The 26,679-nt window shown below is 73.2% G+C and carries 26 protein-coding genes; 16 read left to right on the forward strand and 10 right to left on the reverse strand.

Annotation, left to right across the window (positions count from 1 at the left end; genetic code table 11):
• Positions 1-20 precede the first annotated feature (20 nt).
• Both ACWDAS_RS24765 and ACWDAS_RS24770 read left to right on the forward strand, forming a co-directional pair.
• Positions 21-1,007: an EamA family transporter gene (locus tag ACWDAS_RS24765; RefSeq protein ID WP_450394710.1), complete on the forward strand. Its 987-nt coding sequence runs from the start codon at positions 21-23 to the stop codon at positions 1,005-1,007.
• Between the two features lie 149 nt (positions 1,008-1,156).
• Entirely contained in the window at positions 1,157-2,680 is a 1,524-nt protein-coding gene (locus ACWDAS_RS24770; RefSeq protein WP_450394712.1) for an FG-GAP repeat protein, read from the forward strand.
• Positions 2,681-2,713: 33 nt separating this feature from the next.
• On the opposite strand, the gene ACWDAS_RS24775 is transcribed toward ACWDAS_RS24770, so the two are convergent.
• Together ACWDAS_RS24775 and ACWDAS_RS24780 are read right to left on the reverse strand one after the other, a co-directional pair.
• On the reverse strand, positions 2,714-3,352 hold the full coding sequence (locus tag ACWDAS_RS24775) for an FMN-binding negative transcriptional regulator (protein WP_450394715.1): 639 nt from the start codon (positions 3,350-3,352) through the stop codon (positions 2,714-2,716).
• A 14-nt stretch (positions 3,353-3,366) separates the two neighbouring features.
• The gene (locus ACWDAS_RS24780) at positions 3,367-4,038 is read right to left on the reverse strand and encodes a pyridoxamine 5'-phosphate oxidase family protein (RefSeq protein ID WP_450394718.1); all 672 of its coding nucleotides are present in this window, start codon (positions 4,036-4,038) and stop codon (positions 3,367-3,369) included.
• A 35-nt stretch (positions 4,039-4,073) separates the two neighbouring features.
• On the opposite strand from ACWDAS_RS24780, the gene ACWDAS_RS24785 reads away from it, so the two are divergent.
• Positions 4,074-5,411, forward strand: coding sequence for an aminotransferase class I/II-fold pyridoxal phosphate-dependent enzyme (locus tag ACWDAS_RS24785; protein ID WP_450394721.1), 1,338 nt, complete (start codon positions 4,074-4,076; stop codon positions 5,409-5,411).
• Between the two features lie 19 nt (positions 5,412-5,430).
• Here the strand turns inward: ACWDAS_RS24785 and ACWDAS_RS24790 are convergent, their stop codons facing one another.
• Entirely contained in the window at positions 5,431-6,399 is a 969-nt protein-coding gene (locus ACWDAS_RS24790; RefSeq protein ID WP_450394724.1) for a DMT family transporter, read from the reverse strand.
• A gap of 68 nt (positions 6,400-6,467) precedes the next feature.
• Here ACWDAS_RS24790 and ACWDAS_RS24795 point away from each other — a divergent pair, with 68 nt between their 5' ends.
• Positions 6,468-7,382 carry a LysR family transcriptional regulator gene (locus ACWDAS_RS24795; RefSeq protein WP_450394727.1) on the forward strand — a complete coding sequence of 305 codons (915 nt, stop codon included), beginning with the start codon at positions 6,468-6,470 and terminating at the stop codon, positions 7,380-7,382.
• A 51-nt stretch (positions 7,383-7,433) separates the two neighbouring features.
• Here ACWDAS_RS24795 and ACWDAS_RS24800 read toward each other — a convergent pair whose 3' ends face one another.
• The gene (locus ACWDAS_RS24800) at positions 7,434-7,904 is read right to left on the reverse strand and encodes a pyridoxamine 5'-phosphate oxidase family protein (protein ID WP_450394729.1); all 471 of its coding nucleotides are present in this window, start codon (positions 7,902-7,904) and stop codon (positions 7,434-7,436) included.
• 85 nt (positions 7,905-7,989) lie between these two features.
• On the opposite strand from ACWDAS_RS24800, the gene ACWDAS_RS24805 reads away from it, so the two are divergent.
• Positions 7,990-8,679: an isochorismatase family protein gene (locus ACWDAS_RS24805; protein WP_450394732.1), complete on the forward strand. Its 690-nt coding sequence runs from the start codon at positions 7,990-7,992 to the stop codon at positions 8,677-8,679.
• On the opposite strand, the gene ACWDAS_RS24810 is transcribed toward ACWDAS_RS24805, so the two are convergent.
• Positions 8,662-9,123: a Rieske (2Fe-2S) protein gene (locus ACWDAS_RS24810; RefSeq protein ID WP_450394737.1), complete on the reverse strand. Its 462-nt coding sequence runs from the start codon at positions 9,121-9,123 to the stop codon at positions 8,662-8,664. The two genes, ACWDAS_RS24805 and ACWDAS_RS24810, sit on opposite strands and share 18 nt — an antisense overlap.
• A 303-nt stretch (positions 9,124-9,426) precedes the next feature.
• Between ACWDAS_RS24810 and ACWDAS_RS24815 the strand changes: the two genes are divergently transcribed.
• The 6 genes from ACWDAS_RS24815 to ACWDAS_RS24840 all read left to right on the forward strand — a co-directional run bounded on the left by ACWDAS_RS24815 (position 9,427) and on the right by ACWDAS_RS24840 (position 14,144).
• The gene (locus tag ACWDAS_RS24815) at positions 9,427-10,245 is read left to right on the forward strand and encodes a HipA family kinase (RefSeq protein ID WP_450394740.1); all 819 of its coding nucleotides are present in this window, start codon (positions 9,427-9,429) and stop codon (positions 10,243-10,245) included.
• Between the two features lie 47 nt (positions 10,246-10,292).
• Positions 10,293-10,634 carry a DUF3037 domain-containing protein gene (locus ACWDAS_RS24820; protein WP_245938895.1) on the forward strand — a complete coding sequence of 114 codons (342 nt, stop codon included), beginning with the start codon at positions 10,293-10,295 and terminating at the stop codon, positions 10,632-10,634.
• Positions 10,635-10,754: 120 nt separating this feature from the next.
• Positions 10,755-11,516 carry a 3-oxoacyl-ACP reductase FabG gene (gene fabG / locus ACWDAS_RS24825; RefSeq protein WP_450394742.1) on the forward strand — a complete coding sequence of 254 codons (762 nt, stop codon included), beginning with the start codon at positions 10,755-10,757 and terminating at the stop codon, positions 11,514-11,516.
• Positions 11,517-11,539: 23 nt separating this feature from the next.
• Positions 11,540-12,301 carry an SDR family oxidoreductase gene (locus ACWDAS_RS24830; protein ID WP_450394744.1) on the forward strand — a complete coding sequence of 254 codons (762 nt, stop codon included), beginning with the start codon at positions 11,540-11,542 and terminating at the stop codon, positions 12,299-12,301.
• Positions 12,302-12,402: 101 nt separating this feature from the next.
• Positions 12,403-13,386: an aldo/keto reductase gene (locus tag ACWDAS_RS24835; RefSeq protein ID WP_450394747.1), complete on the forward strand. Its 984-nt coding sequence runs from the start codon at positions 12,403-12,405 to the stop codon at positions 13,384-13,386.
• A 77-nt stretch (positions 13,387-13,463) separates the two neighbouring features.
• On the forward strand, positions 13,464-14,144 hold the full coding sequence (locus tag ACWDAS_RS24840; protein ID WP_450394750.1) for a uracil-DNA glycosylase: 681 nt from the start codon (positions 13,464-13,466) through the stop codon (positions 14,142-14,144).
• A 270-nt stretch (positions 14,145-14,414) separates the two neighbouring features.
• On the opposite strand, the gene ACWDAS_RS24845 is transcribed toward ACWDAS_RS24840, so the two are convergent.
• Together ACWDAS_RS24845 and ACWDAS_RS24850 are read right to left on the reverse strand one after the other, a co-directional pair.
• On the reverse strand, positions 14,415-15,239 hold the full coding sequence (locus ACWDAS_RS24845) for an ABC transporter permease (RefSeq protein WP_450394753.1): 825 nt from the start codon (positions 15,237-15,239) through the stop codon (positions 14,415-14,417).
• Positions 15,236-16,156, reverse strand: coding sequence for an ATP-binding cassette domain-containing protein (locus ACWDAS_RS24850; protein WP_450394756.1), 921 nt, complete (start codon positions 16,154-16,156; stop codon positions 15,236-15,238). The genes ACWDAS_RS24845 and ACWDAS_RS24850 overlap by 4 nt, the downstream gene beginning before the upstream one ends.
• Positions 16,157-16,363: 207 nt before the next feature.
• Here ACWDAS_RS24850 and ACWDAS_RS24855 point away from each other — a divergent pair, with 207 nt between their 5' ends.
• Both ACWDAS_RS24855 and ACWDAS_RS24860 read left to right on the forward strand, forming a co-directional pair.
• Positions 16,364-17,413: a sensor histidine kinase gene (locus ACWDAS_RS24855; RefSeq protein WP_450394759.1), complete on the forward strand. Its 1,050-nt coding sequence runs from the start codon at positions 16,364-16,366 to the stop codon at positions 17,411-17,413.
• The gene (locus ACWDAS_RS24860; protein WP_450394762.1) at positions 17,410-18,072 is read left to right on the forward strand and encodes a response regulator; all 663 of its coding nucleotides are present in this window, start codon (positions 17,410-17,412) and stop codon (positions 18,070-18,072) included. Before ACWDAS_RS24855 ends, ACWDAS_RS24860 begins: the two co-directional genes overlap by 4 nt.
• Before the next feature lie 572 nt (positions 18,073-18,644).
• On the opposite strand, the gene ACWDAS_RS24865 is transcribed toward ACWDAS_RS24860, so the two are convergent.
• The gene (locus ACWDAS_RS24865; RefSeq protein ID WP_450394763.1) at positions 18,645-19,151 is read right to left on the reverse strand and encodes a DinB family protein; all 507 of its coding nucleotides are present in this window, start codon (positions 19,149-19,151) and stop codon (positions 18,645-18,647) included.
• 52 nt (positions 19,152-19,203) lie between these two features.
• Entirely contained in the window at positions 19,204-19,788 is a 585-nt protein-coding gene (locus tag ACWDAS_RS24870) for a TetR/AcrR family transcriptional regulator (RefSeq protein WP_450394766.1), read from the reverse strand.
• 652 nt (positions 19,789-20,440) lie between these two features.
• Between ACWDAS_RS24870 and ACWDAS_RS24875 the strand changes: the two genes are divergently transcribed.
• Positions 20,441-21,646 carry an FAD-dependent monooxygenase gene (locus ACWDAS_RS24875; RefSeq protein WP_450394769.1) on the forward strand — a complete coding sequence of 402 codons (1,206 nt, stop codon included), beginning with the start codon at positions 20,441-20,443 and terminating at the stop codon, positions 21,644-21,646.
• 13 nt (positions 21,647-21,659) lie between these two features.
• The gene (locus ACWDAS_RS24880) at positions 21,660-22,568 is read left to right on the forward strand and encodes a Gfo/Idh/MocA family protein (RefSeq protein ID WP_450394772.1); all 909 of its coding nucleotides are present in this window, start codon (positions 21,660-21,662) and stop codon (positions 22,566-22,568) included.
• Here ACWDAS_RS24880 and lnt read toward each other — a convergent pair.
• Positions 22,540-24,075: an apolipoprotein N-acyltransferase gene (lnt, locus tag ACWDAS_RS24885; RefSeq protein ID WP_450394775.1), complete on the reverse strand. Its 1,536-nt coding sequence runs from the start codon at positions 24,073-24,075 to the stop codon at positions 22,540-22,542. The genes ACWDAS_RS24880 and lnt overlap by 29 nt on opposite strands.
• 180 nt (positions 24,076-24,255) lie before the next feature.
• Here lnt and ACWDAS_RS24890 point away from each other — a divergent pair, with 180 nt between their 5' ends.
• Positions 24,256-26,673: a SpoIIE family protein phosphatase gene (locus tag ACWDAS_RS24890; RefSeq protein ID WP_450394777.1), complete on the forward strand. Its 2,418-nt coding sequence runs from the start codon at positions 24,256-24,258 to the stop codon at positions 26,671-26,673.
• Positions 26,674-26,679 lie beyond the last annotated feature (6 nt).

A 26,679-nucleotide genomic window follows, 5' to 3' on the forward strand; every position in this document is an offset into this window, starting at 1 on the left:
CGAGCTGACATCATGGCCCGATGCATGTGTCTCAGGGGAGGAACGCCGGGCTCTGGCTCGCGCTGGTGTCCGCGTTCGCGTTCGGCGGTTCCGGGGTGGCGGCCAAGCCGCTGATCGAGGCGGGGCTCGACCCGCTGCACGTGGTGTGGCTGCGAGTGGCCGGCGCCACACTCGTCATGCTGCCCGTCCTGCTGCGGCACCGGGCGCTCCTCCTGCGCCGCCCCGGGCTGCTGCTCGGCTTCGGCCTGCTCGGTGTCGCCGGCGTCCAGGCGCTCTACTTCGCGGCGATCTCCCGCATCCCGGTCGGTGTCGCGATCCTCGTGGAGTTCCTCGGCCCCGCGCTCCTGCTCGGCTGGGTGCGCTTCGTCCAGCGCAAGGCGGTCAGCCGGGCCGCCGCGATCGGCGTCGTGCTCGCCGTCGGCGGCATGGCGGCGGTCGTCGAGGTGTGGTCCGGCCTCGCCTTCGACCCGCTGGGGCTGGCGCTCGCCTTCGGCGCCGCCTGCTGCCAGGTCAGCTACTTCGTCCTGGCCGACCACGGCAGCGAGGGCGACAACGCTCCGGACCCGGTCGCCGTGATCGCGTACGGCCTGGCCATCGGCGCCGTCGTGCTGACCGCGGTCTCCCGCCCCTGGACGATGGACTGGTCGGTGCTCACCCGCCAGGCCGCCCTCGGCGAGACGGACGTGCCCGCCCTGCTGCTCGTCGGATGGGTCGTCCTGGTGGCCACCGTGCTCGCCTACCTGACCGGCGTGGTGGCCGTACGGCGGCTGTCCCCGCAGGTGGCCGGAGTCGTGGCCTGCCTGGAGGCCGTCGTCGGGACCGTCCTCGCCTGGGTGCTGCTCGGCGAGCACCTCGGCGTGCCGCAGATGGTCGGCGGGACGCTCGTGCTGGCGGGCGCCTTCGTCGCCCAGACCGCCAAGAAGCAGGGGACGACCACGGTCGTGGCCTCCGGGACGCCCGCCGCCGAAACCGACACCGCGAGCATGAGCCCGCTCGTCCAGGGCTGATCACAGGGCGGACGCCCCGCCGCATTCCCGTACGCCTCCTTACAACCCTTTCCTCTCATGGCGTGTCAAAGACACTGCCGGACAAGGAAACGGGCTCTTTCCGGACACCCCCGCACCCGCCCGGCCGTTCTTGAGCGAAGGAGCCGCTCATGCGCAAGAACCGTTCGGCTGCGGTCACCGCGGCGTCATTCCTGCTGATCACGGGGGCGGCGATCGCCACCGCCCCCGCCTCCCACGCCGGGACCCCCGGTGGCACCCACGCCAACGACCGCAACCGCGACTTCAACGGTGACGGGTACGAGGACGTCCTGACCGGCGCACCCGGTGCCACGGTGGGCGGGCGGTCCGGGGCCGGGGCCGTCACCGTGCAGTACGGGGGCCCGAAGGGCGTCACCACGGGCAACGCCAGGGTCTTCAGCCAGAACACCGCCGGTGTGCCCGGTGCCGCCGAGACCGGCGACGCCTTCGGCCAGGCCGTGGCCTCCGGCGACCTCGACGGGGACGGCTATGACGACGCCATCGTCGGCATCCCCGGTGAGGACCTCAGCGGCATAGGCGCCGACGCGGGCGGCGCCGTCGTCCTGTGGGGATCGGCGAAGGGGCTGTCGGGCTCGGCGAGCGACTGGCTGCAGTCCGACGGCGCCGCGAAGGGCGACCGGTTCGGCAGCGCCCTGGCCGCGGGGCACTTCACCTCGTACGTGCCGGGTGATCTGCTCGCCGTGCTCGACAAGGTCGGCCTCTCCATCTATCAGTACGAATCCGCGCCGCAACGCGCGGCGGGCAGGGACGGCGGAGGGTCCCCGTTCAAGTTCTTCAAGGACCGGCACCGTACCCCGCTCGCCAAGCAGGACGAAGGCCCGGGCATCGCGCCCCGGTCCCTGACCACCGGCGACTACGACGACAACGGACTGGCCGACCTCGTGGTCTCCGGCCTCAGCGTGGGCGACGAGCCGGGCCACGGCTGGTCGTACGTCATCCTCAGCGACGACATCGACCCCCGGCCCGTCGTCGCCCTGCGCGGCGGTCCCGTCGTCGCCTCCGGCGACATCAACGGCGACGGCTACGACGATCTGGTCACCGGCGAGCCGCACAGCCCCGACGACGGCGGCGAGTTCATGACCGGCGGCACGGTCGGCGTCTACTACGGCGGTACCGACGGGCCCGTGGGGCAGGAGGGCCCGGGGAGCCCGCCCGTGTGGTGGACCCAGGACTACCCCGGCGTGCCGGGTGTCGCCGAGCGCGGCGACGGCTTCGGCACCGATCTCTCCGTCGGCGACGTCAACGGCGACGGATACGCGGACGTCGCGATCGGCGCCTCCGGCGAGGACATCGGCAGCGTCGCGGACGCGGGAGCCGTCTGGGTCCTGCGCGGCTCGGCCGGGGGTCTCACCACGGCCGGCGTCCTGGACGTCAACCAGAACTCGGCCGGCGTCCCCGGCGCCGCGGAGAAGGGCGACAAGTTCGGCGGCCAGGTCTCCCTCACCGACCCCAACCGCGACGGCTACTTCGGTCTGCTCGTCGCGGCTCCGGGCGAGAACACCAACGAAGGTGTGGTGTGGGTGTTCTCGGCCGGCTCGACCGGCCTCAAGCTGCCGGGGAGCTGGACCTACGGCGCCGGTTCGCTCGGCGCGCCGTACCGGGACGCCCGGTTCGGCGCGGCGATCGACGACTGATCCGGCGACGCCGTCCAGGCAGGCCGGCAGGTTCTAACGAGGCTGCGTCAGGCGGCGCAGCTGATGGGTCCGGGCGGCGGCGTCGCCCGGACCGCCTCGTTCGGCGAGCAGTCCGCTCACCCGCTGCTGCGTCTCGCGCGGCTTGTTCCCGCCGAACTTGAACTTGGCGCGGACGTCGGTGACCTCCAGCCGCAGCCCGCGGATGCCGGGCAGCATCCGGCCGAAAGGCGCCTCGCCGGGGAGGACGGGGGCGTAGTCGCCGCGCGGCTGGAAGTGGGCGAGCTGCCGGTGGAGCAGATCCGCCTTCTCGTGCGGGTCGTCCACGACATGGGCCCGGCACAGCAACTGCACGGCGGCGTAGTAGCTGGTGGGCGTCCCGTGCTCGGGTGGGGCGCCCTCGGGGGCGTGCCACGGGCCGGGGATGAAGGTGTAGTCGTCGACGACGCTCAGGGTGACGCGGGGGCCGGCGTCCAGCGCGGCCCAGAGGGGGTTGGGCCGGGCGAGATGGGTGACCGCCTCGCGCCGCTCCGCGTCGTAGGCGAAGTGCAGCGGCTGGACGAAGGGCGGCTCGCCGTCAGGCCCGTTGACCGCGAGCTGGCCGAAGTCGTGCGTGGCCAGCCAGCCCTGCCACTCGGTCTCGTCGAGGGCGGAGTCCCAGGGATGGACGAGCATGCGCGGGGCTCCCTTCAGAGTGCTGTGAGGTAGCCGGGGACGGTGATCGACGGGTCGAGGTCGTCGGCGGGCAACGGTGCTCCGTAGGCGCGGGTCACGGGCAGCACGCCGGTCCAGTGCGGGAGCGCGAGGTCCTCGGGGTCGTCGCCGGGGCCGCCGGTGCGCACCTTGGCCGAGACCTCGTGCAGGTCGAGGGCGATGACGGCGGTGGCGGCCAGTTCCCTGGCGTTGGCGGGGCGGGAGTCGGCGGCGCGGCCGGGCACGATGTTGTCGACCAGGGCGTCCAGGGCGGTGGCGCGTTCGGCGGGGTCGGTGACCTGGCGGGCGATGCCGTGCACCACCACGGAGCGGTAGTTGATCGTGTGGTTGAAGGCGGAGCGGGCCAGTACGAGCCCGTCCAGGTGCGTGACGGTCAGGCACACCGCCAGCCCGTCGTCCTCGCCGGCGCCGCGCAGCGGCCGGGAGCCGGTGGAGCCGTGCACGTAGAGCCGCTCGCCGACGCGGGCATAGAGGGTCGGCAGCACGACCGGTGCGCCGTCGCGGACGAAGCCGAGGTGGCACAGGTAGTCCGCGTCGAGGATCGCGTGCACCAGGTCGCGGTCGTACGAGGCGCGCTCACGGCTGCGGGTGGGGACGGTGCGGTCGGTGACGTCGTACGCATCGGCCGCGGAGGGCGTGGCGGACATGGCGCGATCCTTTGCATTAGTGCATAATGCTGTTTGTGCTAGGAGAGTACACGTTCACTGGCCGGGGCGCAGCCGAGATCGCGGCGAGTGTGGAGCGGGCCATCGGGGAGGGGGTGTTGGTGCCGGGTGCGGCGTTGCCGCCGTTGCGGGAGCTGGCGGTGTCGCTGGGTGTCAACGCCAACACGGTCGCGGCCGCCTATCGTCTGCTGCGTGACCGGGGTGTCATCGAGACCGCCGGCCGGCGAGGCAGCCGGGTGCGGCCGCGGCCGGCCACCACCGCGCGTGAGGCCATCCGTGTCGAGTTGCCGCCCGGGGTGCGGGACCTGTCCACCGGGAACCCGGACACCGCGCTGCTGCCGCCGCTCGGCGAGGCACTGGCCGAGGCGGCCGCCCGCCACGCCCGGCACCCCATGCTCTACGGCCACACCCCGGTCGTGGAGGAGCTCGCCGCCCTGGCCCGTGCCGCCTTCGACGCCGACGGCGTCCCCGACGGACCCGTCGCACTGACCTCCGGCTCCCTGGACGCCATGGAACGCGCCCTCCTGGCCCACCTGCGTCCCGGCGACACCGTGGCCGTCGAAGACCCCGGCTGGGGCAGCGTCTTCGACCTCCTGCCCGCCCTGGGACTGCGCCCGGTTCCGGTCGGCGTGGACGACCACGGCCCCCTCCCGCACGAGGTCGACACCGCCCTGCGACACGGCGCACGAGCACTGATCGTCACCGACCGCGGCCAGAACCCCACCGGCGCCACCCTGTCCGCCACACGCGCCGGCCACCTGCGCACCGTCCTGGCCGAGCACCCCCACGTCCTGGTCATCGACGACGACCACGTGCACGGCCTGACCGAACTGCCCCTGCACCCACTGGCCGGCAGCACCCGGCACTGGATCCTGGTCCGCTCCACCGCCAAGGCCTACGGCCCCGACCTGCGCCTGGCCACCCTCACCGGCGACCGGGTCACCGTCGACCGGATCCGCGGCCGCCACCGCCTGGGCCCCGGCTGGGTCAGCCACCTGCTCCAGCACGCCCTGGCCCACCTGTGGCGCACCCAAGCCGTCGACATCCCCGCCGTCTCCGCCGCCTACGCCGCACGCCGCGACACCCTGGTACGGGCACTGGCCGACCGCGGCGTCACCGCACACGGCCGCAGCGGCATGAACGTGTGGATCCCGGTCCCCGACGAGACCGGCACCGTCACCCGCCTGCTGCAAGCCGGCTGGGCCGTCGCCCCCGGCGCCCGCTACCGGCTCGGCTCGCCCCCCGGCATCCGCATCACCGTCTCACCCCTCACGCCGCACGAGATCCCCGCCCTCGCCGACACCCTCACCGCCGCCGTCACAGCCCACCCACACACCCCAGGACGCTTCGGCTGACGTGCGCGGCGGACCGGTCTCAGCCCGCCGGGCGGCGCTGGGTCAGCGCGGCTCCGGCGAGCACCACGAGGGCGCCTACCGGCTCGTTCCAGGTCAGGTGCTCGCCCAGCAGGGCGACGCCGGCCGCGGTCGCGATGACCGGGATGAGGTAGGTGACCATGGTGGCGATGGTCGGGCCCTTCTCCGCGACGATCCCGTACTGCAGGAGGAAGGCGATCCCGGTGCCCAACGCGCCCAGCGCCACGACCGACAGCGTCGGCCAGAGCGGGAAGGAGGCGGGCGCCGAGCTGAACAGCGGGGTGAGCACGGCCAGTTGCGCGGTGCCCAGCAGTAGTTGCGCGGAGGACATCGACAGGGCCGAGTTGCCACTGCCGCTCAGGGTCCGGCGCACGTAGATCCAGCCGACCGCGTAGCTCGCGGAGGCGCCCAGCGCCATCGCGGTGCCCGCCGGATCCGTGCCGGAGAAGCCCTGCCAGGCGCCGAGCACGGTCAGCACGCCGACGAAACCGATGCCGACACCCGCGACCCGCTGCCGGGTGGGCTTGTCGTCGGAGAGCGCGACCACCGACAGCACCATGCTCCACAGCGGGGTCGTGGCGTTGCAGATACCCGCGAGCGTGGAGGGGATGGACAGCTCCGCGTACGCGAAGAGCGTGAACGGCAGCGTGTTCAGCAGCAGGGCCGCGACCGCCATGTGCCCCCAGGCGCGCGCGCCGCGCGGCAGCCGCTCCCGCTTGACGGCGAAGGCGACGGCCAGCACGGCGGTGCCGAAGGCCATACGGCCGAACGCCACCTGCAGCGGGGCGTAGGCCTCCGTGCCGACCTTGATGAACAGGAAGCTGAAGCCCCAGATGAGCGCGAGCACGGCCCAGCTGACGCGCCAGTCGAGCACGGGACGGCGGAGCGCGGCGGTCGACGGGGCGGTATCGGCGGGGGAGGGTACGGCCGGGACGGCCGGGCGGTGGGTGCTGGGTGCGCTCATGGCCATCACGATGACGGATCCAACCTCTTAGGACAAGCGAGAAATCCTCCCGGTGATCACGTAGCATCGCTTACATGTTGAACCTGGAGCGCCTGCGCATCCTGAACGCCATCTCCACCTACGGGTCGGTGAGCGCGGCGGCGGACGTCCTGCATGTGACCACCTCGGCCGTCTCCCAGCAGATGAGCAAGCTCGAACGCGAGACCGGCCAGACGCTGCTGGCCAAGAACGGCCGCGGGGTCCGGCTGACCGACGCCGGCCGGCTGCTGTCCGGGCACGCCGGCCGCATCCTCTCCCTCGTCGAGCTCGCCCACTCCGATCTGGAGGCGCACCGTGGCGCCCCCGTCGGCGAGCTGCGCATGGGCGCCTTCCCGACCTCCGTACGGGGCCTGTTCCCCCAGGCGCTCGCCGCGATGCGGCGCGACTACCCGAAGCTGCGCGCGATGATCCAGGAGATGGAGCCCCAGGACGCGCTCGGCCGCCTCGTCCGCGGTGACATCGACCTCGCGGTCGTCCTCGACTGGTACAACAAGCCGCTGTCCCTGCCCGGCGGCCTCGCCAAGGAACCGCTCCTGGACGACATCGCGGACGTGGTCGTCCCCGAAGGCCACCCGCTGGCCGGCCGTGCCGAGGTGGACCTGGGCGAACTCGCCGACGACGACTGGATCGCCTGGCCCGACGGCGGATTCTGCCACGAGTGGCTGCTGTTCACCCTGCGAGGCAAGGGCGTCGAACCGCGCATCGCCCACCACGCCGAGGAGCACCCCACCGTCCTCGCCCTCGTCGCCGCCGGCCTGGGCGTCGCCGTCCTGCCCCGGCTGGGCCGCGGTCCCCTCCCGGCCGAGGTCCGCGCCATCCCCGTACGCCACACCATGCAGCGCCACATCTACGCCGTCTGGCGCTCCGACGCCGACCGCCGCCCCGCGATCCGCGTCGCCGTCGAGGCCCTGCGCCGCGCGGGAGCGGAGATGGCGGCCACCGGCGGCTGAGATCGTCCCCGCACGGCCGCCCGGGCAGCCCCGGCGCGGTCGTCCGTGTGGTCAGCCGAGCCCCGGCATCTTGCGGAAGTCCCAGGAGACGACGGAGTCCGGGGTCAGGCGGAGCCAGGCGTGGCGGCCGTCGTGGGGCATGGCGTCGAGACCGAAGTTCTTGGCGGCGAAGAGGCGCTCGGGGGTGTCGAGGGCGGGCTGGGGCTCGCCGGTGCGGGGGGCCTCGCCGACGAACTCGACGGTGCCGGAGAGCTCGACGCCGCGCAGTTCGCCGTAGTCCGTGCCGTCGTCCACGACGACGGCGACGCGCGGGTCGCGGCGCAGGTCGGCCCAGCGGCGGCTGCGGACGATGGAGTACAGCCACAGGGACGTGCCGTCCCAGGCGAACCAGAGCGCGCCCACGTGCGGGCGGCCGTCCGGGGAGACGGTGGCGACGCGACAGGTGCGCTGTTCGGCGAGGAAGGCGTCGATCTCCTCCGGGGTCATCATGATCCGGCGTCCGCGCCGCTGTGCGACGGGCATGAGCGCCCCCACTTCCCTGCCTGACGGTGCGTCAGATACGGTCACTTGGGACGACGGTAGGGCAGCCGCGCGCGAGGGGGCAAGCATGACGAACGGGAACGGGGACCGGCGGCTGGACGCACTCGTGACTCCCCGGCACACGGCCGTGCTCACCGTCGAGTGCCAGCGCGGGGTCGTCGGGCCCGGCAGCGCACTGCCGGAACTCGCCGCGGCGGTACGCGCCACCGGGGCGCTGGACGCCACCGCCCGGCTGGTCACCGCCGCCCACGCGGCGGGCGCCACCGTCGTGCACGCCGTCGCCGAACGCCGCCCCGACGGCCGTGGCGCGGGCCGCAACGCCAGGATCTTCCGCGCCGCCGAGCGCCTGCCCGTGCAGCAGATCACCGGCACCCCGGCCGTCGAGGTCGCGGCGGAGATACCGGTCGGTGCCGGCGACTTCGTCGTGCGACGGCTGCACGGGCTGTCGCCGGTCGCCGGCACCGGCCTCGACGCCGTGCTGCGCAACCTCGGGGTGCGCACGGTCGTCGTCACGGGGGTGTCGGCCAATGTGGCCGTCCCCAACGCCGTCTTCGACGCGGTCAACCTCGGCTATGAGGCAGTCGTGCCCGCCGACGCCATCGCGGGGGTGCCGGACACCTACACGGCGGACATGGTCCGGCACACCCTCGCGCTCGTCGCCACGGTCACCACCGCCGACGAGGTGATCGGCAGCTGGAAACGGTCCGGGCAGGGCCCGCGGGACGCGGGCCGAGCGGACTCAGGCCAGGGCGACTGAGTCGCCCTCGACCTTGATGTTCGCCGCGGCCAGCGGCTGGGTCGCCGGGCCGTGCGCCACGCTGCCGTCGTTGATGCTGAACCTGCTGCCGTGACAGGGGCAGTTGATCGTGCCGCCCGCGATCTCGTTGACCGCGCAGCCCTGGTGTGTGCAGATCGACGAGAACGCCTTGAACTCGCCGGCCTTGGGCTGGCAGACGACGACCTTCTTGTCCGCGAAGATCTTGCCGCCGCCGACCGGGATGTCCGTCGTCTTGGCCAGCGCCGCCGCGGCCCCGCCGTTCCCCTGGTCGCCGTTCTGCGCCGGTGCGGCAGGGCTGTACGCTCCCGCGGAGTCGTTGGAGTCACCGCACGCGGCCAGCGCGGCCGCGAGCCCCGCCGCGCCCACTCCGGCGACCACGGCGCGGCGGGTGGGACCTCCTGCGATGCCAGTCGTCTCGGCCATGCGTCACACATCCTGTTGCCTCGTCCGTTCCGGACCGCTTGCCGGGGCCCGGGAGCGTGTGATCACGCCCTGCCATGTCGTACGGACGACATGGGTGGACTGTTCAACCATCCGCCGGAATTTCCGCCCGGGCCGCTGCCGATGGGAGTCGGTCGTGGCCGCCCCTGCCGGCCGTCATGCCGCCGTCCCTGTGCCTGCGTGGGGCGCGTGGTGGCGTTTGTCCATCGCTCTGCGGGCGGCCGGCGAGTGAGCCCGGGCGGCGGTGCGGCGTGGCCGTGGGACACCGATCATTAAGATGCGCCCATGGAGGAAGTGACCGGGATCCGCTACGTCACGCCGTTGCGTGAGGGCGGATCGGTGCCCGGGGTCGTCGAGGCCGACGACCTGGGCACCTATGTGGTGAAGTTCATCGGGGCGGCCCAGGGCCGCAAGGCGCTGGTCGCCGAGGTGGTCGCGGGCGAGCTGGCCCGGCGGCTGGGGCTGCGGGTGCCGGTGCTGGTGCGGTTCCAGTTCGACCCGGTGATCGGGCTCGGCGAGCCGGACCAGGAGATCCAGGACCTGCTGAAGGCCAGCGGCGGCCTCAACCTCGGCATGGACTTCCTCCCCGGCGCGCTCGGCTTCGACCCGCTGGTCTTCGAGGTGGAGTCCGGCGAGGCGGGCCGGATCGTGTGGTTCGACGCCCTCGTCGGCAACGTCGACCGCTCGTGGCGGAACCCGAACATGCTGGTCTGGCACAAGGACCCCTGGCTGATCGACCACGGCGCCTCGCTGATCTTCCACCACAACTGGAAGGGCGCCGACCAGGCCGCAGCGAAGCCCTACGACGCCGCCGACCACGCCCTCGCCCGGTTCGCCCCCGACATCGAGGCCGCCGCGCGCGACCTCGCCCCGCGCGTGGACGAGGCGCTGCTGCGCGAGGTCACCGCGCAGATCCCCGACGAGTGGCTGGTCGACGAGCCCGGCTTCGCGGGGCCCGACGACGTGCGGCGGGCGTACGAGCGGGTGCTGCTGGCCAGGGCCGGGACGGTGGGGGAGCGGATCACCCTCGCCCCGAAGCAGCAGGAGAAGCAGGCGCCGCCGGAGTGGCTGCGCACCTGGGTCGAGGGGAAGGCCGCGAAGTGAGCACGGCGAGCGGGCGCGATGTCTTCGAGTACGCGCTGGTGCGCGTGATGCCGCGGATCGAGCGCGGTGAGCTGATCAACGCGGGCGTGCTGGTGTACTGCCGCGCGAAGTCCTTCGTCGGTGCCCGGGTCCATCTGGACGAGACCCGGCTGCGCTGCCTCGACCCGGACGTCGACGTCGCGGGCGTACGGGCCGCCCTGCGCGGGTACGAGGGCATCTGCGCGGGCGGCGAGCGGGCCGGGCAGGCGGCGGAGGACGATCCGGGGCGGCGCTTCCGGTGGCTTACGGCGCCGCGCAGCACCATCGTGCAGCCGGGCCCGATCCACACCGGGCTGACCGAGGACCCCGAGGCCGAGGTGGACCGTCTGCTGGATCTTCTGGTGCGCTGAGCCACATCGGCGCGGTGGGCGTTGACACAGGGTCACTGCGCTCCTACGGTTTCGGCAACGGGACGTACTAAGCGGTCGCTCACCTGCGCGACCGCCACCCCACAGGGCTGAGGAGAACAGATGTCGACCACCGAGCAGCGCGTAGCGATCGTGACCGGGGCGGCGCGCGGCATCGGCGCCGCCACCGCCGTGCGCCTGGCCGCCGAGGGCCGCGCCGTGGCCGTGCTGGACCTCGACGAGAACGCGTGCAAGGACACCGTCGAGCAGATCACCAAGGCGGGGGGCAAGGCCATCGCCGTCGGCGCGGACGTCTCCGACGAGGCGCAGGTCGAGGCCGCGGTCGCGCGTGTGGCCGAGGAGCTCGGGGCGCCGACGATCCTCGTCAACAACGCGGGCGTGCTCCGCGACAACCTGCTGTTCAAGATGAGCGCGTCCGACTGGGACACCGTCATGAACGTGCACCTGCGCGGCGCCTTCCTGATGACCCGCGCCGTCCAGAAGCACATGGTGGACGCGAAGTTCGGCCGCGTGGTCAACCTGTCCTCGTCCTCCGCCCTCGGCAACCGCGGCCAGGCGAACTACTCCGCCGCCAAGGCCGGCCTGCAGGGCTTCACCAAGACCCTCGCGCACGAGCTCGGCAAGTTCGGCGTCACCGCCAACGCCGTCGCCCCCGGCTTCATCGTCACCGACATGACCGCCGCCACGGCCGCCCGCATCGGCATGGGCTTCGAGGAGTTCCAGGCCGCGGCCGCCACCCAGATCCCGGTCCAGCGCGTCGGCCGGCCCGAGGACGTGGCCAACGCGATCGCCTTCTTCACCGGCGACGACGCGGGCTTCGTCTCCGGCCAGGTGATGTACGTGGCCGGCGGCCCCCTCAACTGAACCGCGACAGGAGACCCGCACCCATGAGCACCCAGCCCGACAGCGGCCGCGTCGCGATCGTCACCGGCGCCAGCCGCGGCATCGGCTACGGCATCGCCGAGGCGCTCGTCGCCCGCGGCGACCGCGTCGTCATCACCGGCCGCAACGAGGAGGCGCTGAAGGAGGCCGTCGAGCGGCTCGGCGCCGACCGCGCCCTCGGTGTCGCCGGCAAGGCCCACGACGAGGCGCACCAGGCCGAGGCCGTCGAGCGCGCGATGGAGGCGTTCGGCCGCGTCGACTACCTCGCCAACAACGCCGGTACGAACCCCGTCTTCGGCCCGCTCGCCGAGCTCGACCTCGGCGTCGCCCGCAAGGTCTTCGAGACCAACGTCATCTCGGCGCTCGGCTTCGCCCAGCAGACGTACAAGGCGTGGATGAAGGAGAACGGCGGCGCGATCGTCAACATCGCCTCCGTGGCGGGCATCAGCGCCTCCCCGTTCATCGGCGCGTACGGCATGAGCAAGGCCGCGATGGTCAACCTCACGCTGCAGCTCGCCTCGGAGATGGCCCCCGGCGTCCGCGCCAACGCCATCGCCCCCGCGGTCGTCAAGACCAAGTTCGCCTCCGCCCTCTACGAGGGCCGCGAGGAGGAGGCCGCGGCCGCCTACCCGCTGAAGCGGCTCGGCGTGCCCGAGGACATCGGCGGCGCCGCCGCCTTCCTGCTCTCGGACGCGGCGGCCTGGATCACCGGCCAGACGCTGGTCGTGGACGGCGGCATCTTCCTCAACGCCAGCGTCGGCGCCTGAGGCTTGCGTTCGTCCGCACTCCAACGTGCACAGTTCCCGGTGCCGGCCGCCGTCGTGGCGGCCGGCACCAGGGACTTCGACATGTCCGAGGAGTGCGCACCATGCGATACCGCACACTGGCCGGCGGCGCCGGGCCGAAGGTCAGCACCCTGTGCCTGGGCGTCCTGCCCTTCGGCACCACGGTCGACGAGGAGACCTCCTTCGCGATCCTCGACCGCTTCACGGAGGCGGGCGGCACCTTCGTCGACACCGCCGACAACTACGCCTGCTGGGTGGCCGGTGCCACCGGCGACGAGAGCGAGCTGCTGCTCGGCCGCTGGCTGCGCAGCCGCGGCGCCCGGGACGGCGTCGTGCTGGCCACCAAGGTAGGCGCCCGGCCCGACCTCTCACGCGGCACGCGGTGGATCGACGACGAGGGCCGCCCCGGCAACGCCGAAGGGCTGGCCGGGGAGGCCGTCCGGGCGGGCCTGCGCGGCAGCCTGCGCCGGCTGGGCACCGACCGCGTCGACGTCCACTACGCGCACATCGAGGACCGGCGCGTCCCGCTGGAGGAGACCGTGGAGGCCTTCGCCGGTCTCGTCGCGGACGGCACGGTCGGCACGCTCGGCGTCAGCAACCACGCGACGTGGCGCGTCGCCGAGGCCCGCCGGATCGCCGCCGAACGCGGGCTGCCCGGCTACCGGATCGTGCAGCAGCGGCACACCTACCTCCACCCGCGGCCGGGGGCGCGCTTCGGCATCCAGCGGCACGCCGACGCCGAACTGCTGGACTACGCACGCACCCAGTCCGACCTGGACCTGACGGCGTACTCCACGCTCGTCCACGGCGCGTACACCCGTGACGACAAGACGGTGCCCGAGCAGTACCGGCACGAGGGCACGGAGCGGCGGCTGCGCGTGCTGCGGGAGGTGGCGGAGCAGGCCGGGGCCACCCCCAACCAGGTCGTGCTGGCCTGGCTGCTGGGCGGCGACGTCCCCGTCCTGCCCGTGCTCGGGGTGAGCAGCGTCGCACAGCTCGACGAACTGCTGCCCGCGGCCGACCTGGACCTCGGCCCGGAGCTGCGGGCCCGGCTGGACGCCGCCTGACACCCGGCCGGGCGGATTGTCAGTGCGGACCGGTACGTTCGTCCCCAGTAACGGATCGCGTACCGGAGGTTCCCGACGTGCCCATCACGCTGCCCGAGTCCTGGCAGGCCGTCCTCGGCGAGGAGCTGGAGAAGCCCTACTTCACGCAGCTCACCGAGTTCGTGGAGGACGAGCGCGGGAAGCACAAGGTCTTCCCGCCGCGCGAGCAGGTCTTCGCGGCCCTGGAGGCCACTCCGTACGACAAGGTGAAGGTGCTGATCCTCGGCCAGGACCCGTACCACGGCGAGGGCCAGGGGCACGGGCTGTGCTTCTCGGTGCGTCCCGGCGTCAAGACCCCGCCCTCGCTCCGCAACATCTTCAAGGAGATGAAAGAGGAATACGGCTACCCGATCCCGGACAACGGTTATCTGATGCCGTGGGCCGAGCAGGGCGTGCTGCTGCTCAACGCGGTGCTGACGGTGCGCGAGGCCGAGGCCAACTCGCACAAGGGCAAGGGCTGGGAGAAGTTCACCGACGCGGTCATCAAGGCCGTGGCCTCCCGGACCGATCCGGCGGTCTTCGTCCTGTGGGGCAACTACGCCAAGAAGAAGCTGCCGCTGATCGACACCGAGCGGCACGCGGTCGTGCAGGGCGCCCATCCGTCGCCGCTGTCGGCCAAGCTCTTCCTGGGCAGCCGCCCCTTCACCCAGATCGACGAGGCGCTCAAGGCGCAGGGCCACGACCCCGTGGACTGGCGCATCCCCGACCTGGGGCAGTGAGGCCGCGGCCGGGCCGGGCGGTGCACGGGGGTCATCGCCGGGCCCGGGCCGCATGTTCATCGTGACGGCGCCACGAGCCCCGACTCATAGGCGATGATCACGAGTCGCGCCCACGGCGACCTCGCCGCCGGAACCGGGATCTCGGGGCCGGCCGCCAGGCGAGCGATCCACGCCGCGGCCCAGGCCCCGCCTTCGCCGGGTCCATCCCGACCTTTCCGGCCGTGGGGGACACCGGTCCCGGGCAACAGAGTGCACGTCCTGAAGGGATGCTCACACGTCGCGGCGCCTCACCACGAGCATGGCGACTGCGACTGTGATCAGCGGCCAGAGCGCGTACACGATCCAGGAGCCGGAGACCGCGGCGGTGTAGCCCAGGGATCCGGGTTGAGGCCCCCAGTTTTGGACCAGGCGCCTCCAGGCGGCCGACACCATCGCGTGTTTGATGTCCGCCGACCAGCGATCGCTCTCCGAGAACATGGTGGGGAGCATCAGCAGGGTGAACACGCTGGTGACCATGGTCGCGGCGGCGTGCCGGAGCAAGACGCCGAGGCCCAGACCGACCAGCGCGCATACCGGAGCCAGCAACGCCGATGCCACCAGCGCCCGGAACACGCCGGGGTGGGTGATCGGAACGCCGACGTGTCGCCCGTACAGGATGGCCTGGGAGACCAGGAACGAACCGGCGGAGACGGCCGCGCCGACCGCGGTCCACAGCGCGGCGACGACGGCTGCCTTGGCCACCACCACCGAGCCGCGGGCGGGGACGGCAACGATGGTGGTGCGGATCAAGCCGCTGCTGTACTCGCTCACGACGGTGAGGGCGCCGGCGCTGCCGGCGACGAGCATCAGCGTCCAGGAGCCGGCCTGTGGGTAGGCGTCGAAGGGCAGGAAATCAGCAGGGCCGGAGCCCGCGGCGTGGTCCGCCATCGTGGCCACGGCAGCGGACCCGATGACGAACAAGGCGGTGAGTGCGATCGTCCACGGGGTGGAGCGCAGGGACCGCATCTTGATCCACTCGGAGGCGAGCAGGTCTCGGAAGCGGGCGGGCGGCTCGGCAAAGTGGGTGGCCGGGGAGACGGAGGCGAGTGTGGTCATCGGGGCTGTCCTGCCATGTATTCGACGCTGTCTGCGGTCAGCTCCATGAAGGCCGCCTCCAGTGAGGCGCTGCGGGTGGTCAGCTCGTTGAGCTGGATACCGTTCTCGAAGGCGAGCGCCCCGATGCGGTCCGCTGGGAGTCGGGCGACGGCGAGTCTCTCGGCGCCGGCCGAGCCTGTCGTCTCGACCGAGGCGCCCGCCGCCGTCAGCACGGCTGCCAGTTCGGCGGCCTGTGGTGTCCCCACCACAACGCTGCTACGGGTACTACGGGCCGCGAAGTCCCGTACCGACTCGGCGGCGATGAGGCGGCCCCGGCCGATGACGACGAGCTGGTCGGCTGTGTTCTCCATCTCCGACATCAGGTGGCTGGAGAGGAAGACCGTGCGCCCCTCGGCAGCCAGACGCCGGAAAAGCCGGCGTACCCAGAGCACGCCCTCCGGATCCATGCCGTTGATCGGCTCATCGAACATGAGTACGGGCGGATCGCCGAGCAGGGCGGCGGCGATGCCCAGCCGCTGCTTCATGCCGAGGGAGAACCCGCCGATGCGGCGGTTCGCCACCCCGGCCAGCCCCACCTCCTGCAGCACCTCGGCCACCCGGCGGCGCGGGATGCGGTTGCTGAGGGCCAGGGCGGACAGGTGTGCCGCGGCACTTCGGCCGCCGTGGACCTGCCCGGCGTCGAGGAGAGCGCCGACGTGCCGCAGTCCGCGCGGGTGGTGGTGGAAGGGGATTCCGTTGACGGTCGCGGCGCCGATGGTGGGCGTGTCCAGGCCGAGGATCATCCGCAGGGTCGTGGACTTGCCGGCTCCGTTGGGGCCGAGGAATCCGGTGACCCGGCCCGGCCGCACGGTGAAGGACAGATGGTCGACGGCCGTTTTGCTGCCGTAGCGCTTGGTGAGTTCGCTGACTTCGATCACGGCACCCACACTGCCGAGAAGACCTCGTCCGGTCATGGGACCCGGGGCGGCAATCGTGCGGCCCGGTCAGCCCGCGGGCGTACATCCCCGGACCGATGCCGCGCGGGCAGCGGCTGGCTAGTCTCGCGGCATGGACGCCATACCGATCACCCCGCTGTCTGGGCGCCCTTCGCGGCGCAAGCTCCCTTCCGGGAGGGCCTACCGCCGATGACCAGAACGAAGGTCATGGCCTGGGCGGGCGGTGTCCTGTACCTCTTCATGCTGGGTCTGCTGGTGGGAGGCGCGACGCGGGCATCGGGCACGGTCCACGGTGTCGGGTCGCTGCTGGCTGTGAGCCTGCTCGTCGCCGTGGTGCGGCGGATGCCGCTGCTGGCTCTGGCCTTGACGCTCTTCGGATCCACAGCCGTGATGGCGCTCACTCCCCACTCCGTCCATCCGAGCCCGGCGGTGTCGTTCCAGGGCCAGTTCCTGTCGTTCCTGGCGGTTGACCTCGTCCTGGGCTTCATTGTCGCCACCCGGACGCGACGAGCTTCGATCGTCGCCGTGGCCGTATCTTTCACCGTGCAGGCCTTGTTGATCGGCGGCTTCGCGCACGGGGACGGCCTGAGCGTCAACGGCGTGATCGCCCTATTGGCGTTGGCCGCATCCTGCATGGTCGGTCTGCTGAGTCGCGAGCGCCGCGAGCACGCGGTGGCGCTGCGTTCGCATGAGGTGGGCGAGGCCGTGACCGCCGAGCGGCTGCGGATCGCACGGGAGCTGCACGACATGATCGCGCACAGTATCGGCATCATCGCCATCCAGGCCGACGCGGACGAGGCGGCCTCGGGGCGGGCATCGCTCGCGCCCTCGCCGGGGCTTGATGACGTCGAACAGCTGGCGGCGGCGACCGTGGAAGCGGGCGTACGCGTCGACGTACGCCGCAGCGGGGAGCAGCGTCCTTTGCCGGCCGACATCGACCTGTCTGCCTACCGTATCGTGCAGGAGGCGCTGACCAATGTGGTGCGCCACGCAGGCACCGGGCATTGCCGGGTCGCTATCGACTACGGGGACGAGGAGCTGTCCGTGGAAGTCGTCGACGACGGTTGCGGCGCCACCGAGAACGGCTTGGCCCACGGCTTCGGCCTCGTCGGCATGCGGGAGCGGGTCGGCCTGCTGCACGGCCACTTCAGCGCCGGGCCACGTCCCGAGGGCGGTTTCCGGGTGGCGGCCCGGCTGCCGTTGCCCGAACCCGTCGGAGTTCCGGTGGAGGCCCGATGACCGTCCGGGTCGTGCTCGCCGACGACCAGCCGTTGGTACGGTCGGGGCTGCGCGTGATCATGGCCGATCACCCCGACCTGGAGGTCGTCGGTGAGGCGGCCACCGGCGCCGCGGCGGTCCAACTCGTCACGGATGTCGCCCCCGACGTCATAGTGATGGACATCAGGATGCCCGGCATGGACGGGATCGAAGCCACGCGCCTGATCACGGCCGGTCCGGCCACGACCCGCGTCCTCGTCCTGACCACCTTCGACGATGACGACCACGTCTACGGCGCGCTCCGCGCGGGCGCCAGCGGCTTTGTGGTCAAGGACATGGCGCTGGACGACATCCTCGCGGCGATCCGTGTGGTCGCCGCCGGCGACGCACTGATCGCGCCGAGTGTGACGCGCCGCCTGATCGCGGACTTCGTCGGGCGCCCTGCGGCTGCCCCGGAGCGCTCCTCACAGCCCGTCGAGGGCATCACCGAGCGGGAACGGGAAGTGCTGACCCTGGTCGGACGCGGCCGGTCGAACAGCGAGATCGCGGAGGAACTCTTCATCACGGTGGCCACGGCCAAATCGCACATATCGCGACTGCTCACCAAGCTGGGTGCCCGAGACCGTGTCCAGCTCGTGATCACCGCCTATGAGATGGGACTCGTCACGCTGCCTCGCTGACGGAGCCCTCGCACACCACGTTGAACCCCGAAACGCTCAATCGCTCCCGTTGCCTGCTGTCCTGGCGACCTGGAGACCTTCGACGCGGACAGGCTGCCCGATCACGCCGACCGGGCTTTCTGCCGGGCTACTGCACTTCTGCACGCTGGAGTTGACAGAGAAAGTGCCCCGCCCCCGCATGCCGCACGACATTGGTCACGACTTACTGGAAGCGCCGAGAAACTCCCATGCGATGCGCAGCCGTTCGGCGGTGATCGCCTGCTGCGTACGCCCAGGGGCGAACCCCGCGGCCGCACGGGCGGGTGGTCGTCTACGCTCTCGGGCGGCGCGCGACGAGGGGGGTTCATGGAACGTTCCACCACGGGTATGTGGAACTCGACGCGGCCGGTTTCCCCCTGACTCCTTCGCCGGCCTGGGTATCGCCAGGAACTGGCGCGACGACACGCGTGTGTGCGTGACCTCCGGTGATCCGGGCGTGCTCTGCGACGAACTGCTGCACCACGTCGGGGAATGAGGGCCGGGGCGCCACGCCGGCGCCCGGTCGGGAACGCCGCCGGCCCTCGCAGGGGCGGTCAGTCGCCCGTCACCCCGTCGATGCGTTCGCGGATGAGGTCGGCGTGGCCGTTGTGGCGGGCGTACTCCTCGATCATGTGGACGTAGATCCAGCGCAGGGAGATCTCCTTGCCGCGCCGCAGTCCGACGTCGTCGAGGGAGCGGCCGCGGGCGAGTTCGCGGGCGTGGGCGATCTCGGCGCGCCAGGTGGCGAACGACTCGGCGGTGTCGGCCTTGTCGAGGTCGTGGAACTCGCCGTCGGGGTCATCCTCGGTGAGGTAGAGCTGGGGCGCGCCCTCACCGGCGAGGACGTTGCGGAACCAGCCGCGCTCGACCCGGGCCATGTGCCGGACCAGGCCGAGCAGGGTGAGGTCGGACGGGGGCGCACTGGCGGTGCGCAACTGGTCGTCGTCGAGACCGGCGCACTTCATCGCGAGGGTGTCGCGGTGGAAGTCCAGCCAGGTCTCCAGCATGGTGCGCTCGTCGGCGATGTAGGGCGGGTCGGTGCGCTCCGGAGTCGTCGTCATGGCGGACATGATGGCGGGGGCCTCCGGCAACGTCGACGCATTAACGGCCGCGTCAACCGCCCAGCATCCCTCGCAGCACTTCTGCGGCGCCCACGCGCAACTCGGCCTCGGACGGCGGCGACCCGGACCCCGCGCCCGCGACGGAGTGGAAGAGCACTCCCTCGCACCACGCGATGAGCGACCGCGCCTGCCGCTCCGGGGAGGCGGAGCCCGCTGCGCGCAGCATCCCCTCCAACTGGTCGCGGAAGGCCCGCCCCGCGGTGTCGTAGACCGCGCGCAGCTCGGGGCGGCGGGTCGCCTCCAGGGCGAGTTCCAGGCGGGCCCGGGTCAGGTCTCGGGCGCCGGTGACGGAACGGTGCAGGGCCAGCGCGAGCAGCCCGGCGAGGCCCTCGGGGCCGGGGGACGGCGGCGGCATCTCGGCGGCGGAGAGCACCTGGGCCTCGCGGACGGCCAGCCGCCGGACCGCCGCCTCCAGGAGGGCGGCGCGCGTGCGGGCGTGGTTGGAGGTCGAGCCCTGCGGCAGACCGGCCGCCTCGTCCACCGCGCGATGGGTCAGGCCGCGCATGCCGCGCTCCGCGAGCAGCGCGAGTGCGGTGTCGGCGATCAGTTCGGGGCGGGAGATCCGCGCGGTGCTCATGCCCGCAACCTACCGGCCGCACCGGGCCCGCCTGCTCCTGTGCCGGTGGCCCGCGTCCGGCGTCACCGGGCCGCTGCGTCGACCGCGCCGGACGGGGCGGCACGTCTCGGGACGCCCGCGCGGCAAGGCGACGTGCCGCCGGGCCCCGACGGGTCGGCGCTGCCGGCGGCTCCGGGGAGCGGACCGCTGCGGGGCGGCCGCCGTCGACGTGCGCAGGGCCGGGGATCGCGCCGTGGTCGCGCGGTGTGGTGGGGGAGGTCGTTCCGGGGGCGGCGGCGGGCTCCGTTGGGGTTGGTGCTGCCGGCGGCCCTCCGGTCTGGGCGGGTGGTCCGCCGTTTGCGGGCCTGGGTGCGCGCGGTGAGCGGGAGGGGGGTCGTCCGGTGTGGTGGGGAGGGCGTTGGGGGGTGACGGGCTCCGTTCGGGTCGGCCGCTGCTGACGGCCACCCCGGTTCGCCGGGCGACGGGCCGCGTGGCCCAGTCCACGGGCGCGGTGTGGGCCGTCGTGGCGGAGAGGGCGGTCCGATCCTGGGGCGGCTGCCGCGCCGACGCCCGGTCGCAGGCGGTTGCCCCGCACGGGACGGCGGTCCCGTTCACTACAGGTGTAGTACGCTCGCTGCGCCACTACACCTGTAGTACTCCCGGGAGGGGTGCCATGAGCCGCACATCGGAGCAGCCGCACGCCGTCGTCGTCGGAGCCGGCATCGGCGGGCTGGCCGCCGCCGCGGCACTCGGGTTGCGCGGGTGGCGCGTCACCGTCCTGGAGCGTGCCGCCGCGCTCGAGCCCGTCGGAGCCGGGATCGCCATCGCGCCCAACGCGCTGCGCGCCCTGGACGTCCTCGGCGTCGGTGACGCCGTCCGCGCCATGTCCGCGTTCCAGGGCGAGGGCGGGTTGCGCCGCCCCGACGGCCGCTGGCTCTCCCGTACGAGCAGCGAGGCCGCCGCCGAGCGCTTCGGGGGGCCCGTGGTCATCGCCCACCGGGCGGAGCTGGTCGCGCTGCTCTCCGGTCTCCTGCCGGACGGCGCGCTGCGCACCGGGACGCGGGTCGTGTCCGCCACCCCGGACGGCACCGTCTCCACCGAGGCCGGGACGATCGACGCCGGCCTCGTCGTCGCCGCCGACGGCATCCACTCCGCCGTGCGCTCCGCGCTCTTCCCGGCGCACCCCGGGCCCGCCTACGCCGGGTTCACCAGCTGGCGCATGGTCGTACCGGCGCCCGGGGAGTACACCCCGCACGAGACCTGGGGCCGCGGCCGGCTGTGGGGCACCGTGCCGCTCACCGGCGACCGCGTCTACTGCTACGCCACCGCCGTCGCCCCGCCGGGTGGCCGCGCCCCCGACGGCGACGAACGCACCGAGCTGCGGCGGCTGTTCGGAGACTGGCACCGTCCCGTCCCCGAACTGATCGCCTCCGCCGCCCCCGGAGCGGTCCTCCGCAACGACGTCCACCACCTCGCGCGCCCCCTGCCCGCCTTCCACCACGGCCGGATCGCCCTGCTCGGCGACGCCGCCCACGCCATGACCCCCAACCTCGGTCAGGGCGGCTGCCAGGCCCTGGAGGACGCCGTCGTCCTCGCCCACCTCGCCGCCCCCGACGCCCGGGGCGACGCAGTGGACCGGGCCCTGGCCGGCTACACCGCGCAGCGGCTGCCCCGTACAGCCGTGGTCCTACGCCGCTCCCGGGGCATCGGGCGGCTCACCACCTGGTCGGCCCGGCCCGCCGTCGCCGTGCGCGACGCGCTGTTCGCGACCGCCAACCGCGTCGGCCCGCGCCTGGCGCTGCGCAGCCTCGACGGCATCGCCGACTGGCGGCCCCCGACCTCCCCGTATGCTGCCGACGGCACAGGTCAGGCACCGTAGGCGGGAGCGGCACATGGAACCCCTCAAGATCGGGGTCATCGGACTCGGCGACATCGCGCGCAAGGCCTACCTGCCGGTGCTCACCGCCCAGCCGGGGGTCGAACTCCATCTGCACACCCGCACCCGTGCCACCCTCGACGACGTCGGCGACACCCACCGCGTCCCCCACCGGCACAGCACTCTCGACGCGTTGCTCGACCAGGGCCTCGACGGCGCCTTCGTGCACGCCCCCACCGAGACGCACGTCGAGATCACCGAACGCCTCGTCGCCGCCGGCGTCCCCGTCTACGTCGACAAGCCGCTCGCCTACGACCTCGCCGGGGCCGAGCACCTGGTGCGCCTCGCCGAGGAGCGCGGTGTCGGTCTCATGGTCGGCTTCAACCGCCGCCACGCGCCCGGCTACGTGCAGTGCGCCGAGCACCCGCGCGACCTGATCCTCCTGCAGAAGAACCGCATCGGCATCCCCGAGACCCCGCGCACGGTCGTCTTCGACGACTTCATCCACGTCGTCGACACCCTGCGCTTCCTCCTCCCCGGTCCCGTCGAGCACACCGACGTCCGGGCCGGGGGCCGGGGCGGACTCCTCCACCACGTCGTGCTGCAGCTGTCCGGGGACGGCTTCACCGCGATCGGCGTGATGAACCGGATGAACGGCTCCAACGAGGAGATCCTGGAGGTCATGGGCCAGGACACCAAGCGCCAGGTGATCAACCTCGCCGATGTCGTCGACCACAAGGGACAGCCCACGCTCCGCCGTCGCGGCGACTGGGTCCCGGTCGCCCGTCAGCGCGGGATAGAGGGGATCGCCCTCGCGTTCCTCGACGCCGTACGGCACGGCAAGCCCCTCGACGCCCGCGACGCGCTGCGCACCCACGAACTGTGCGAGCGCGTCGTCACCGCGGTGACCGAGCAGATCTCCTGAGCGCCGCCTCGTACGCGCCCGCCCCGGCCAGCAGCAGCACCGCCAGCCGGGGCACCCAGTCGCCGAGCCGGTCGTACGGGCTGCGCCCGGAACCCAGCGGCACGTCGTAGACCTCCGCCGTACTGCGCGACGTGCCCAGCCACGGGCCGACCCGCTCGCCCCGCGCGTCGTAGACCGCGCTGATCCCGGTGAGCGTGGAGTGCACCATCGGCCGCCAGGTCTCCGCCGAGCGCAGCGCCGCGAGCGAGGCGTGCTGCGCCGGCGCCCAACTGTCCTGGAACGAGGACGTGGAGGACTGCGCCACCAGCAACTGCGCACCGTCGTCCGCGAGGTGCCGGCTCATGTCGGGGAACGCCGACTCGAAGCACACCAGCGGCCCCAGCCGCACCGTGCCCGCGTCCATCACCACCTGGTGATCGCCCCGGATCCGGTCCTCCCCGGCCGCCTTGCCCACCGACGTGGCCCAGCCCAGCACCGTGCGGGCCGGGATGTACTCGCCGAACGGCACCAGCCGCATCTTGTCGTAGCTCGGGCCGACCGGCCCGTCCGGGCCCATCAGCACCGAGGTCTTGGAGATCCCCAGGCCGTCGGCGCGGCGGGCGTCCACGTTGACCAGGATGTCGGCGCCGATGTCGCGGGACAGCGCGGCCAGCAGGTTCGCCAGGTCCGGGCGCGCGGAGAGGTCGAAGCCGACACTGCTCTCCCCCCACACCACGAGGTCCACGCCCCGGCCCGCGAGCGCCCGCGTCAGCCGCTCCCCCCGGTCGAAGCGCGGCTGCGGCCCGGCGATCACCCCCGGCTGCACCACCGCCACCCGCAGCGTCTGCCCGGTACGGGAGGGGACGGGCGCCCACACCCAGACCGCCGACGTCCCCACCGCGGCGGCCGCCAGCACCGCGCCCGCGGCCGTCCGGCACGACGGCACCGCGATCACCGCGGCCAGCGCCGTGTTCACCGCAACCACCAGGAAACTGACCAGCCACACGCCCCCGATCGACGCCAGCCGCAGCGCCGGTGCCACCTGCCACTGGCTCGCCCCCAGCAGCCCCCACGGGCCGCCCAGGTACTGCCACGACCGCACCAGCTCGGCCAGCAGCCAGGCGCACGGCACGAGCACCGTCGCCGCCAGGACCGCGCGGCGGCCCGGCGCGCCCCCGAGCAGCCGCCGCACCAGCCACCCCCACGGCGCCCACAAGGCTCCCAGCAGCAGGGCGATGACCACGATGAAGACGTGCAGGCTCGGGATCAGCCAGTGGTGCACGGCCACCATGAAACCGGCCCCGCCCAGCCACCCGTCCAGTGCGGCCCGCCGCCCCGTCGGCGCCGCGCGCGCCAGCAGCATCCACGGCACCAGGGCGACGTACGCCAGCCACCACAGCGACGGCGCGGGGAACGCCAGCGCGGGCAGCGCCCCGGCCGCCACCGCCACCGCGCCCCGCGCCCAGGGCGAGCCGAGCCGGGGGGAGACCGTCCGCGGCCCGTCGACCTTCACCGTCACCTGCGCCACTCCTCACACTCGCCTGGCCTCAGTCTCGTTCGTGCGGACGACCTTGGACAGAGGGCGACGCCACGTTCACCGGCCGTGCCCCGCCGTGGGCGGCGCGCCCGGGCGGCCGCCCGCCGGTTGAGAGTGCCCCGGCGAGGGATCATGCTGAGGGGGAACGGCCGTGAGGACGAGGACGCGCCCATGGAAAGGCATACCGGCCACGGGGAGCGCGGGGGAGGGGAGGACGGCCACGGGCTGACACCACCCGCGGCCTCGGCCGTCGCTGCCGGGGACACGGGCGTGCTGACCGCCTGGGGCGAGGACGCCCGCCGGCTTCTCGGCTGGTCGTCCGCCGAGGTGCTCGGCCGGTCCGCCGCCGGCCTGCTCGCCGGCCCGCTGCCCTTCTCCGCGCTGCGCCGGATCGTCGCCGGCCGCGGCTGGACGGGCCCGGCGGTCCTGCGGCACCGCGACGGGCGCCGGCTGCCGGTGGCGCTCGGTGTGCGCCTGCTCAGCGACGCGTCGGGTGCCGCCCACTGGGCGCTCACCGCGAGCGTGCCCGACCGGGCCGACCTGGACACCCGGGTCCTGGCCCAGCTCCCGGTCGCCGTCGCCGTCTACGACCGCGACGTACGGCTCAGCAACGCGAACGCGGCGATGGAGCGGCTGGTCGGCAAGGCGGTGCGGGAGGTGCGCGGGCGGCGGCTGCGCGAGTTCATGCCCGGAGCCGCGTTCGAGGAGTTCGACCGCGTCCAGGAGGAGGTGATGAAGACCGGCGAGGCCGTACGGCTGGAGAGCCTCGCCCGCACGTCCGGCGACGACCGCGACCGCGCCTACGCGATGCTGGTCTTCCCGCTGAAGGACGGTGCGGGCCGCGTGACGGGGGTGTCCGCCGCGGTCTACGAGACGACAGAGCAGTTCCAGTCCCGGCGCCGCCTGGACATCGTCAACGAGGCCAGCACCTGTATCGGCACCACGCTGGACGTCACCCGCACCGCCCAGGAGCTCGCCGACATCTCCGTGCGGTGCTTCGCCGACATGGTCAGCGTCGACCTGCTGGACTCCGTCGTCCGCGGCGAGGAACCCGGCCCCACGCCGGCCACCGGGTCCCTCGCCTTCCGCCGCGTCGCCCAGCAGTCCGTGCTGCCCGGCTGCCCCGAGGCCGCCGCCAGGGTCGGCGAGCTGGACACGGTGCCCGAGAACTCGCCGGCCGCCCGGGCCCTGATCACCGGGCGGGGGTCCCTGCACCGCACCCACGAGCCGGACATCCGGCGCTGGACGGAGTACGACCCGGCCCGCGGCAGGAGCGTCGTCGACTACGGCGTGCACTCGCTGATGATCGTCCCGCTGGGCGCCCGCGGCACCACCCTGGGGCTGGCCATCTTCGTCCGGCACCGCACCGTCGACCCCTTCCACGCGGACGACCTGCTGCTGGCCGAGGAGATCGCCGCGCGGGCCGCGGTCTGCGTGGACAACGCCCGCCGCTACTCCAGGGAACGGGCCACCGCCCTCACCCTGCAGCGCAGCATGCTGCCGCGGCGCGCCCCCCGGCATGCCGCGGTCGAGGTCGCCTCCCGATATCTGCCGGCCAACTCGCAGGCGGGTGTGGGCGGCGACTGGTTCGACGTGATCCCGCTCAGCGGCGCCCGGGTGGCGCTCGTCGTGGGCGACGTCGTCGGCCACGGGGTGCACGCCTCGGCGACCATGGGACGGCTGCGCACCGCCGTGCGGACCCTCGCCGACGTCGACCTGCCGCCCGACGAACTCCTCACCCAGCTCGACGACCTGGTGGTGCGGCTCGACATGGAGGCGGGGCAGGGCGGTCCCGGCGGCGATGACCCGTCCTTCGGGGAAGTGGGCGCCACGTGCCTGTACGCGGTCTACGACCCCGTCTCCCGCCGCTGCACGATGGCACGCGCCGGCCACCCCCTGCCCGCCGTGGTCCTGCCGGGCGGACGGGCCGAGTTCCCCGACCTGCCCGCGGGGCCGCCGCTGGGCCTGGGCGGACTGCCCTTCGAGTCGGCGGAGCTCGAACTGCCCGAGGGCAGCCTGCTCGCCCTCTACACGGACGGCCTCATCGAATCGGCCGGGCACGACATCGACGCGGGTCTGACGCTGCTCGGCCGGACGCTCACCCGGCCCGCCGGCACCCTGGAGGAGCTCTGCGACAACGTGCTGTACGGGCTGCTGCCGGACCGGCCCGGCGACGACATCGCCCTGCTGGTCGCCCGTACCCGGGCGCTCGACGCCCGCCAGGTCGCCACCTGGGAGCTGCCCGCCGATCCCGCCGTCGTCGCCGACGCGCGCAGGTCGGCCGCGGTCCAACTGGCGGAATGGGGCCTGGCGGAGGTCGTCTTCATCACCGAACTGGTCGTCAGCGAACTGGTCACCAACGCGATCCGCTACGGGGGCGGCGGTCCGATCCAGCTCCGGCTGATCCGCGACGCCACCTTGATCTGCGAGGTCTCCGACACCAGCAGCACCGCCCCGCACCTGCGCCGCGCCCGGGTCTTCGACGAGGGCGGCCGCGGGCTGCTGCTGGTCGCCCAGCTCACCCAGCGCTGGGGATCGCGGCAGACGCCCACCGGCAAGACGATCTGGGCCGAGCGGGAACTGCCCTGACGCCCC

The sequence above is a fragment of the Streptomyces sp. NPDC001070 genome (assembly GCF_053598835.1).

Excerpts from the sequence above, each read along its gene's own strand:
- ACWDAS_RS24820 (WP_245938895.1), top strand. The coding sequence starts at position 10,293 with ATGCCGCGGATCGAGCGCGGTGAGCTGATCAACGCGGGCGTGCTGGTG.
- ACWDAS_RS24860 (WP_450394762.1), top strand. The coding sequence starts at position 17,410 with ATGACCGTCCGGGTCGTGCTCGCCGACGACCAGCCGTTGGTACGGTCG.
- fabG (WP_450394742.1), top strand. The coding sequence starts at position 10,755 with ATGTCGACCACCGAGCAGCGCGTAGCGATCGTGACCGGGGCGGCGCGC.
- ACWDAS_RS24770 (WP_450394712.1), top strand. The coding sequence starts at position 1,157 with ATGCGCAAGAACCGTTCGGCTGCGGTCACCGCGGCGTCATTCCTGCTG.
- ACWDAS_RS24845 (WP_450394753.1), bottom strand. The coding sequence starts at position 15,239 with ATGACCACACTCGCCTCCGTCTCCCCGGCCACCCACTTTGCCGAGCCG.
- ACWDAS_RS24780 (WP_450394718.1), bottom strand. The coding sequence starts at position 4,038 with ATGTCCGCCACGCCCTCCGCGGCCGATGCGTACGACGTCACCGACCGC.
- ACWDAS_RS24810 (WP_450394737.1), bottom strand. The coding sequence starts at position 9,123 with ATGGCCGAGACGACTGGCATCGCAGGAGGTCCCACCCGCCGCGCCGTG.
- ACWDAS_RS24795 (WP_450394727.1), top strand. The coding sequence starts at position 6,468 with ATGTTGAACCTGGAGCGCCTGCGCATCCTGAACGCCATCTCCACCTAC.
- ACWDAS_RS24870 (WP_450394766.1), bottom strand. The coding sequence starts at position 19,788 with ATGAGCACCGCGCGGATCTCCCGCCCCGAACTGATCGCCGACACCGCA.
- ACWDAS_RS24805 (WP_450394732.1), top strand. The coding sequence starts at position 7,990 with ATGACGAACGGGAACGGGGACCGGCGGCTGGACGCACTCGTGACTCCC.
- ACWDAS_RS24880 (WP_450394772.1), top strand. The coding sequence starts at position 21,660 with ATGGAACCCCTCAAGATCGGGGTCATCGGACTCGGCGACATCGCGCGC.
- ACWDAS_RS24775 (WP_450394715.1), bottom strand. The coding sequence starts at position 3,352 with ATGCTCGTCCATCCCTGGGACTCCGCCCTCGACGAGACCGAGTGGCAG.
- ACWDAS_RS24865 (WP_450394763.1), bottom strand. The coding sequence starts at position 19,151 with ATGACGACGACTCCGGAGCGCACCGACCCGCCCTACATCGCCGACGAG.
- ACWDAS_RS24835 (WP_450394747.1), top strand. The coding sequence starts at position 12,403 with ATGCGATACCGCACACTGGCCGGCGGCGCCGGGCCGAAGGTCAGCACC.
- ACWDAS_RS24800 (WP_450394729.1), bottom strand. The coding sequence starts at position 7,904 with ATGCCCGTCGCACAGCGGCGCGGACGCCGGATCATGATGACCCCGGAG.
- ACWDAS_RS24830 (WP_450394744.1), top strand. The coding sequence starts at position 11,540 with ATGAGCACCCAGCCCGACAGCGGCCGCGTCGCGATCGTCACCGGCGCC.
- ACWDAS_RS24765 (WP_450394710.1), top strand. The coding sequence starts at position 21 with ATGCATGTGTCTCAGGGGAGGAACGCCGGGCTCTGGCTCGCGCTGGTG.
- ACWDAS_RS24875 (WP_450394769.1), top strand. The coding sequence starts at position 20,441 with ATGAGCCGCACATCGGAGCAGCCGCACGCCGTCGTCGTCGGAGCCGGC.
- ACWDAS_RS24790 (WP_450394724.1), bottom strand. The coding sequence starts at position 6,399 with ATGGCCATGAGCGCACCCAGCACCCACCGCCCGGCCGTCCCGGCCGTA.
- ACWDAS_RS24815 (WP_450394740.1), top strand. The coding sequence starts at position 9,427 with ATGGAGGAAGTGACCGGGATCCGCTACGTCACGCCGTTGCGTGAGGGC.
- ACWDAS_RS24855 (WP_450394759.1), top strand. The coding sequence starts at position 16,364 with ATGACCAGAACGAAGGTCATGGCCTGGGCGGGCGGTGTCCTGTACCTC.
- ACWDAS_RS24890 (WP_450394777.1), top strand. The coding sequence starts at position 24,256 with ATGGAAAGGCATACCGGCCACGGGGAGCGCGGGGGAGGGGAGGACGGC.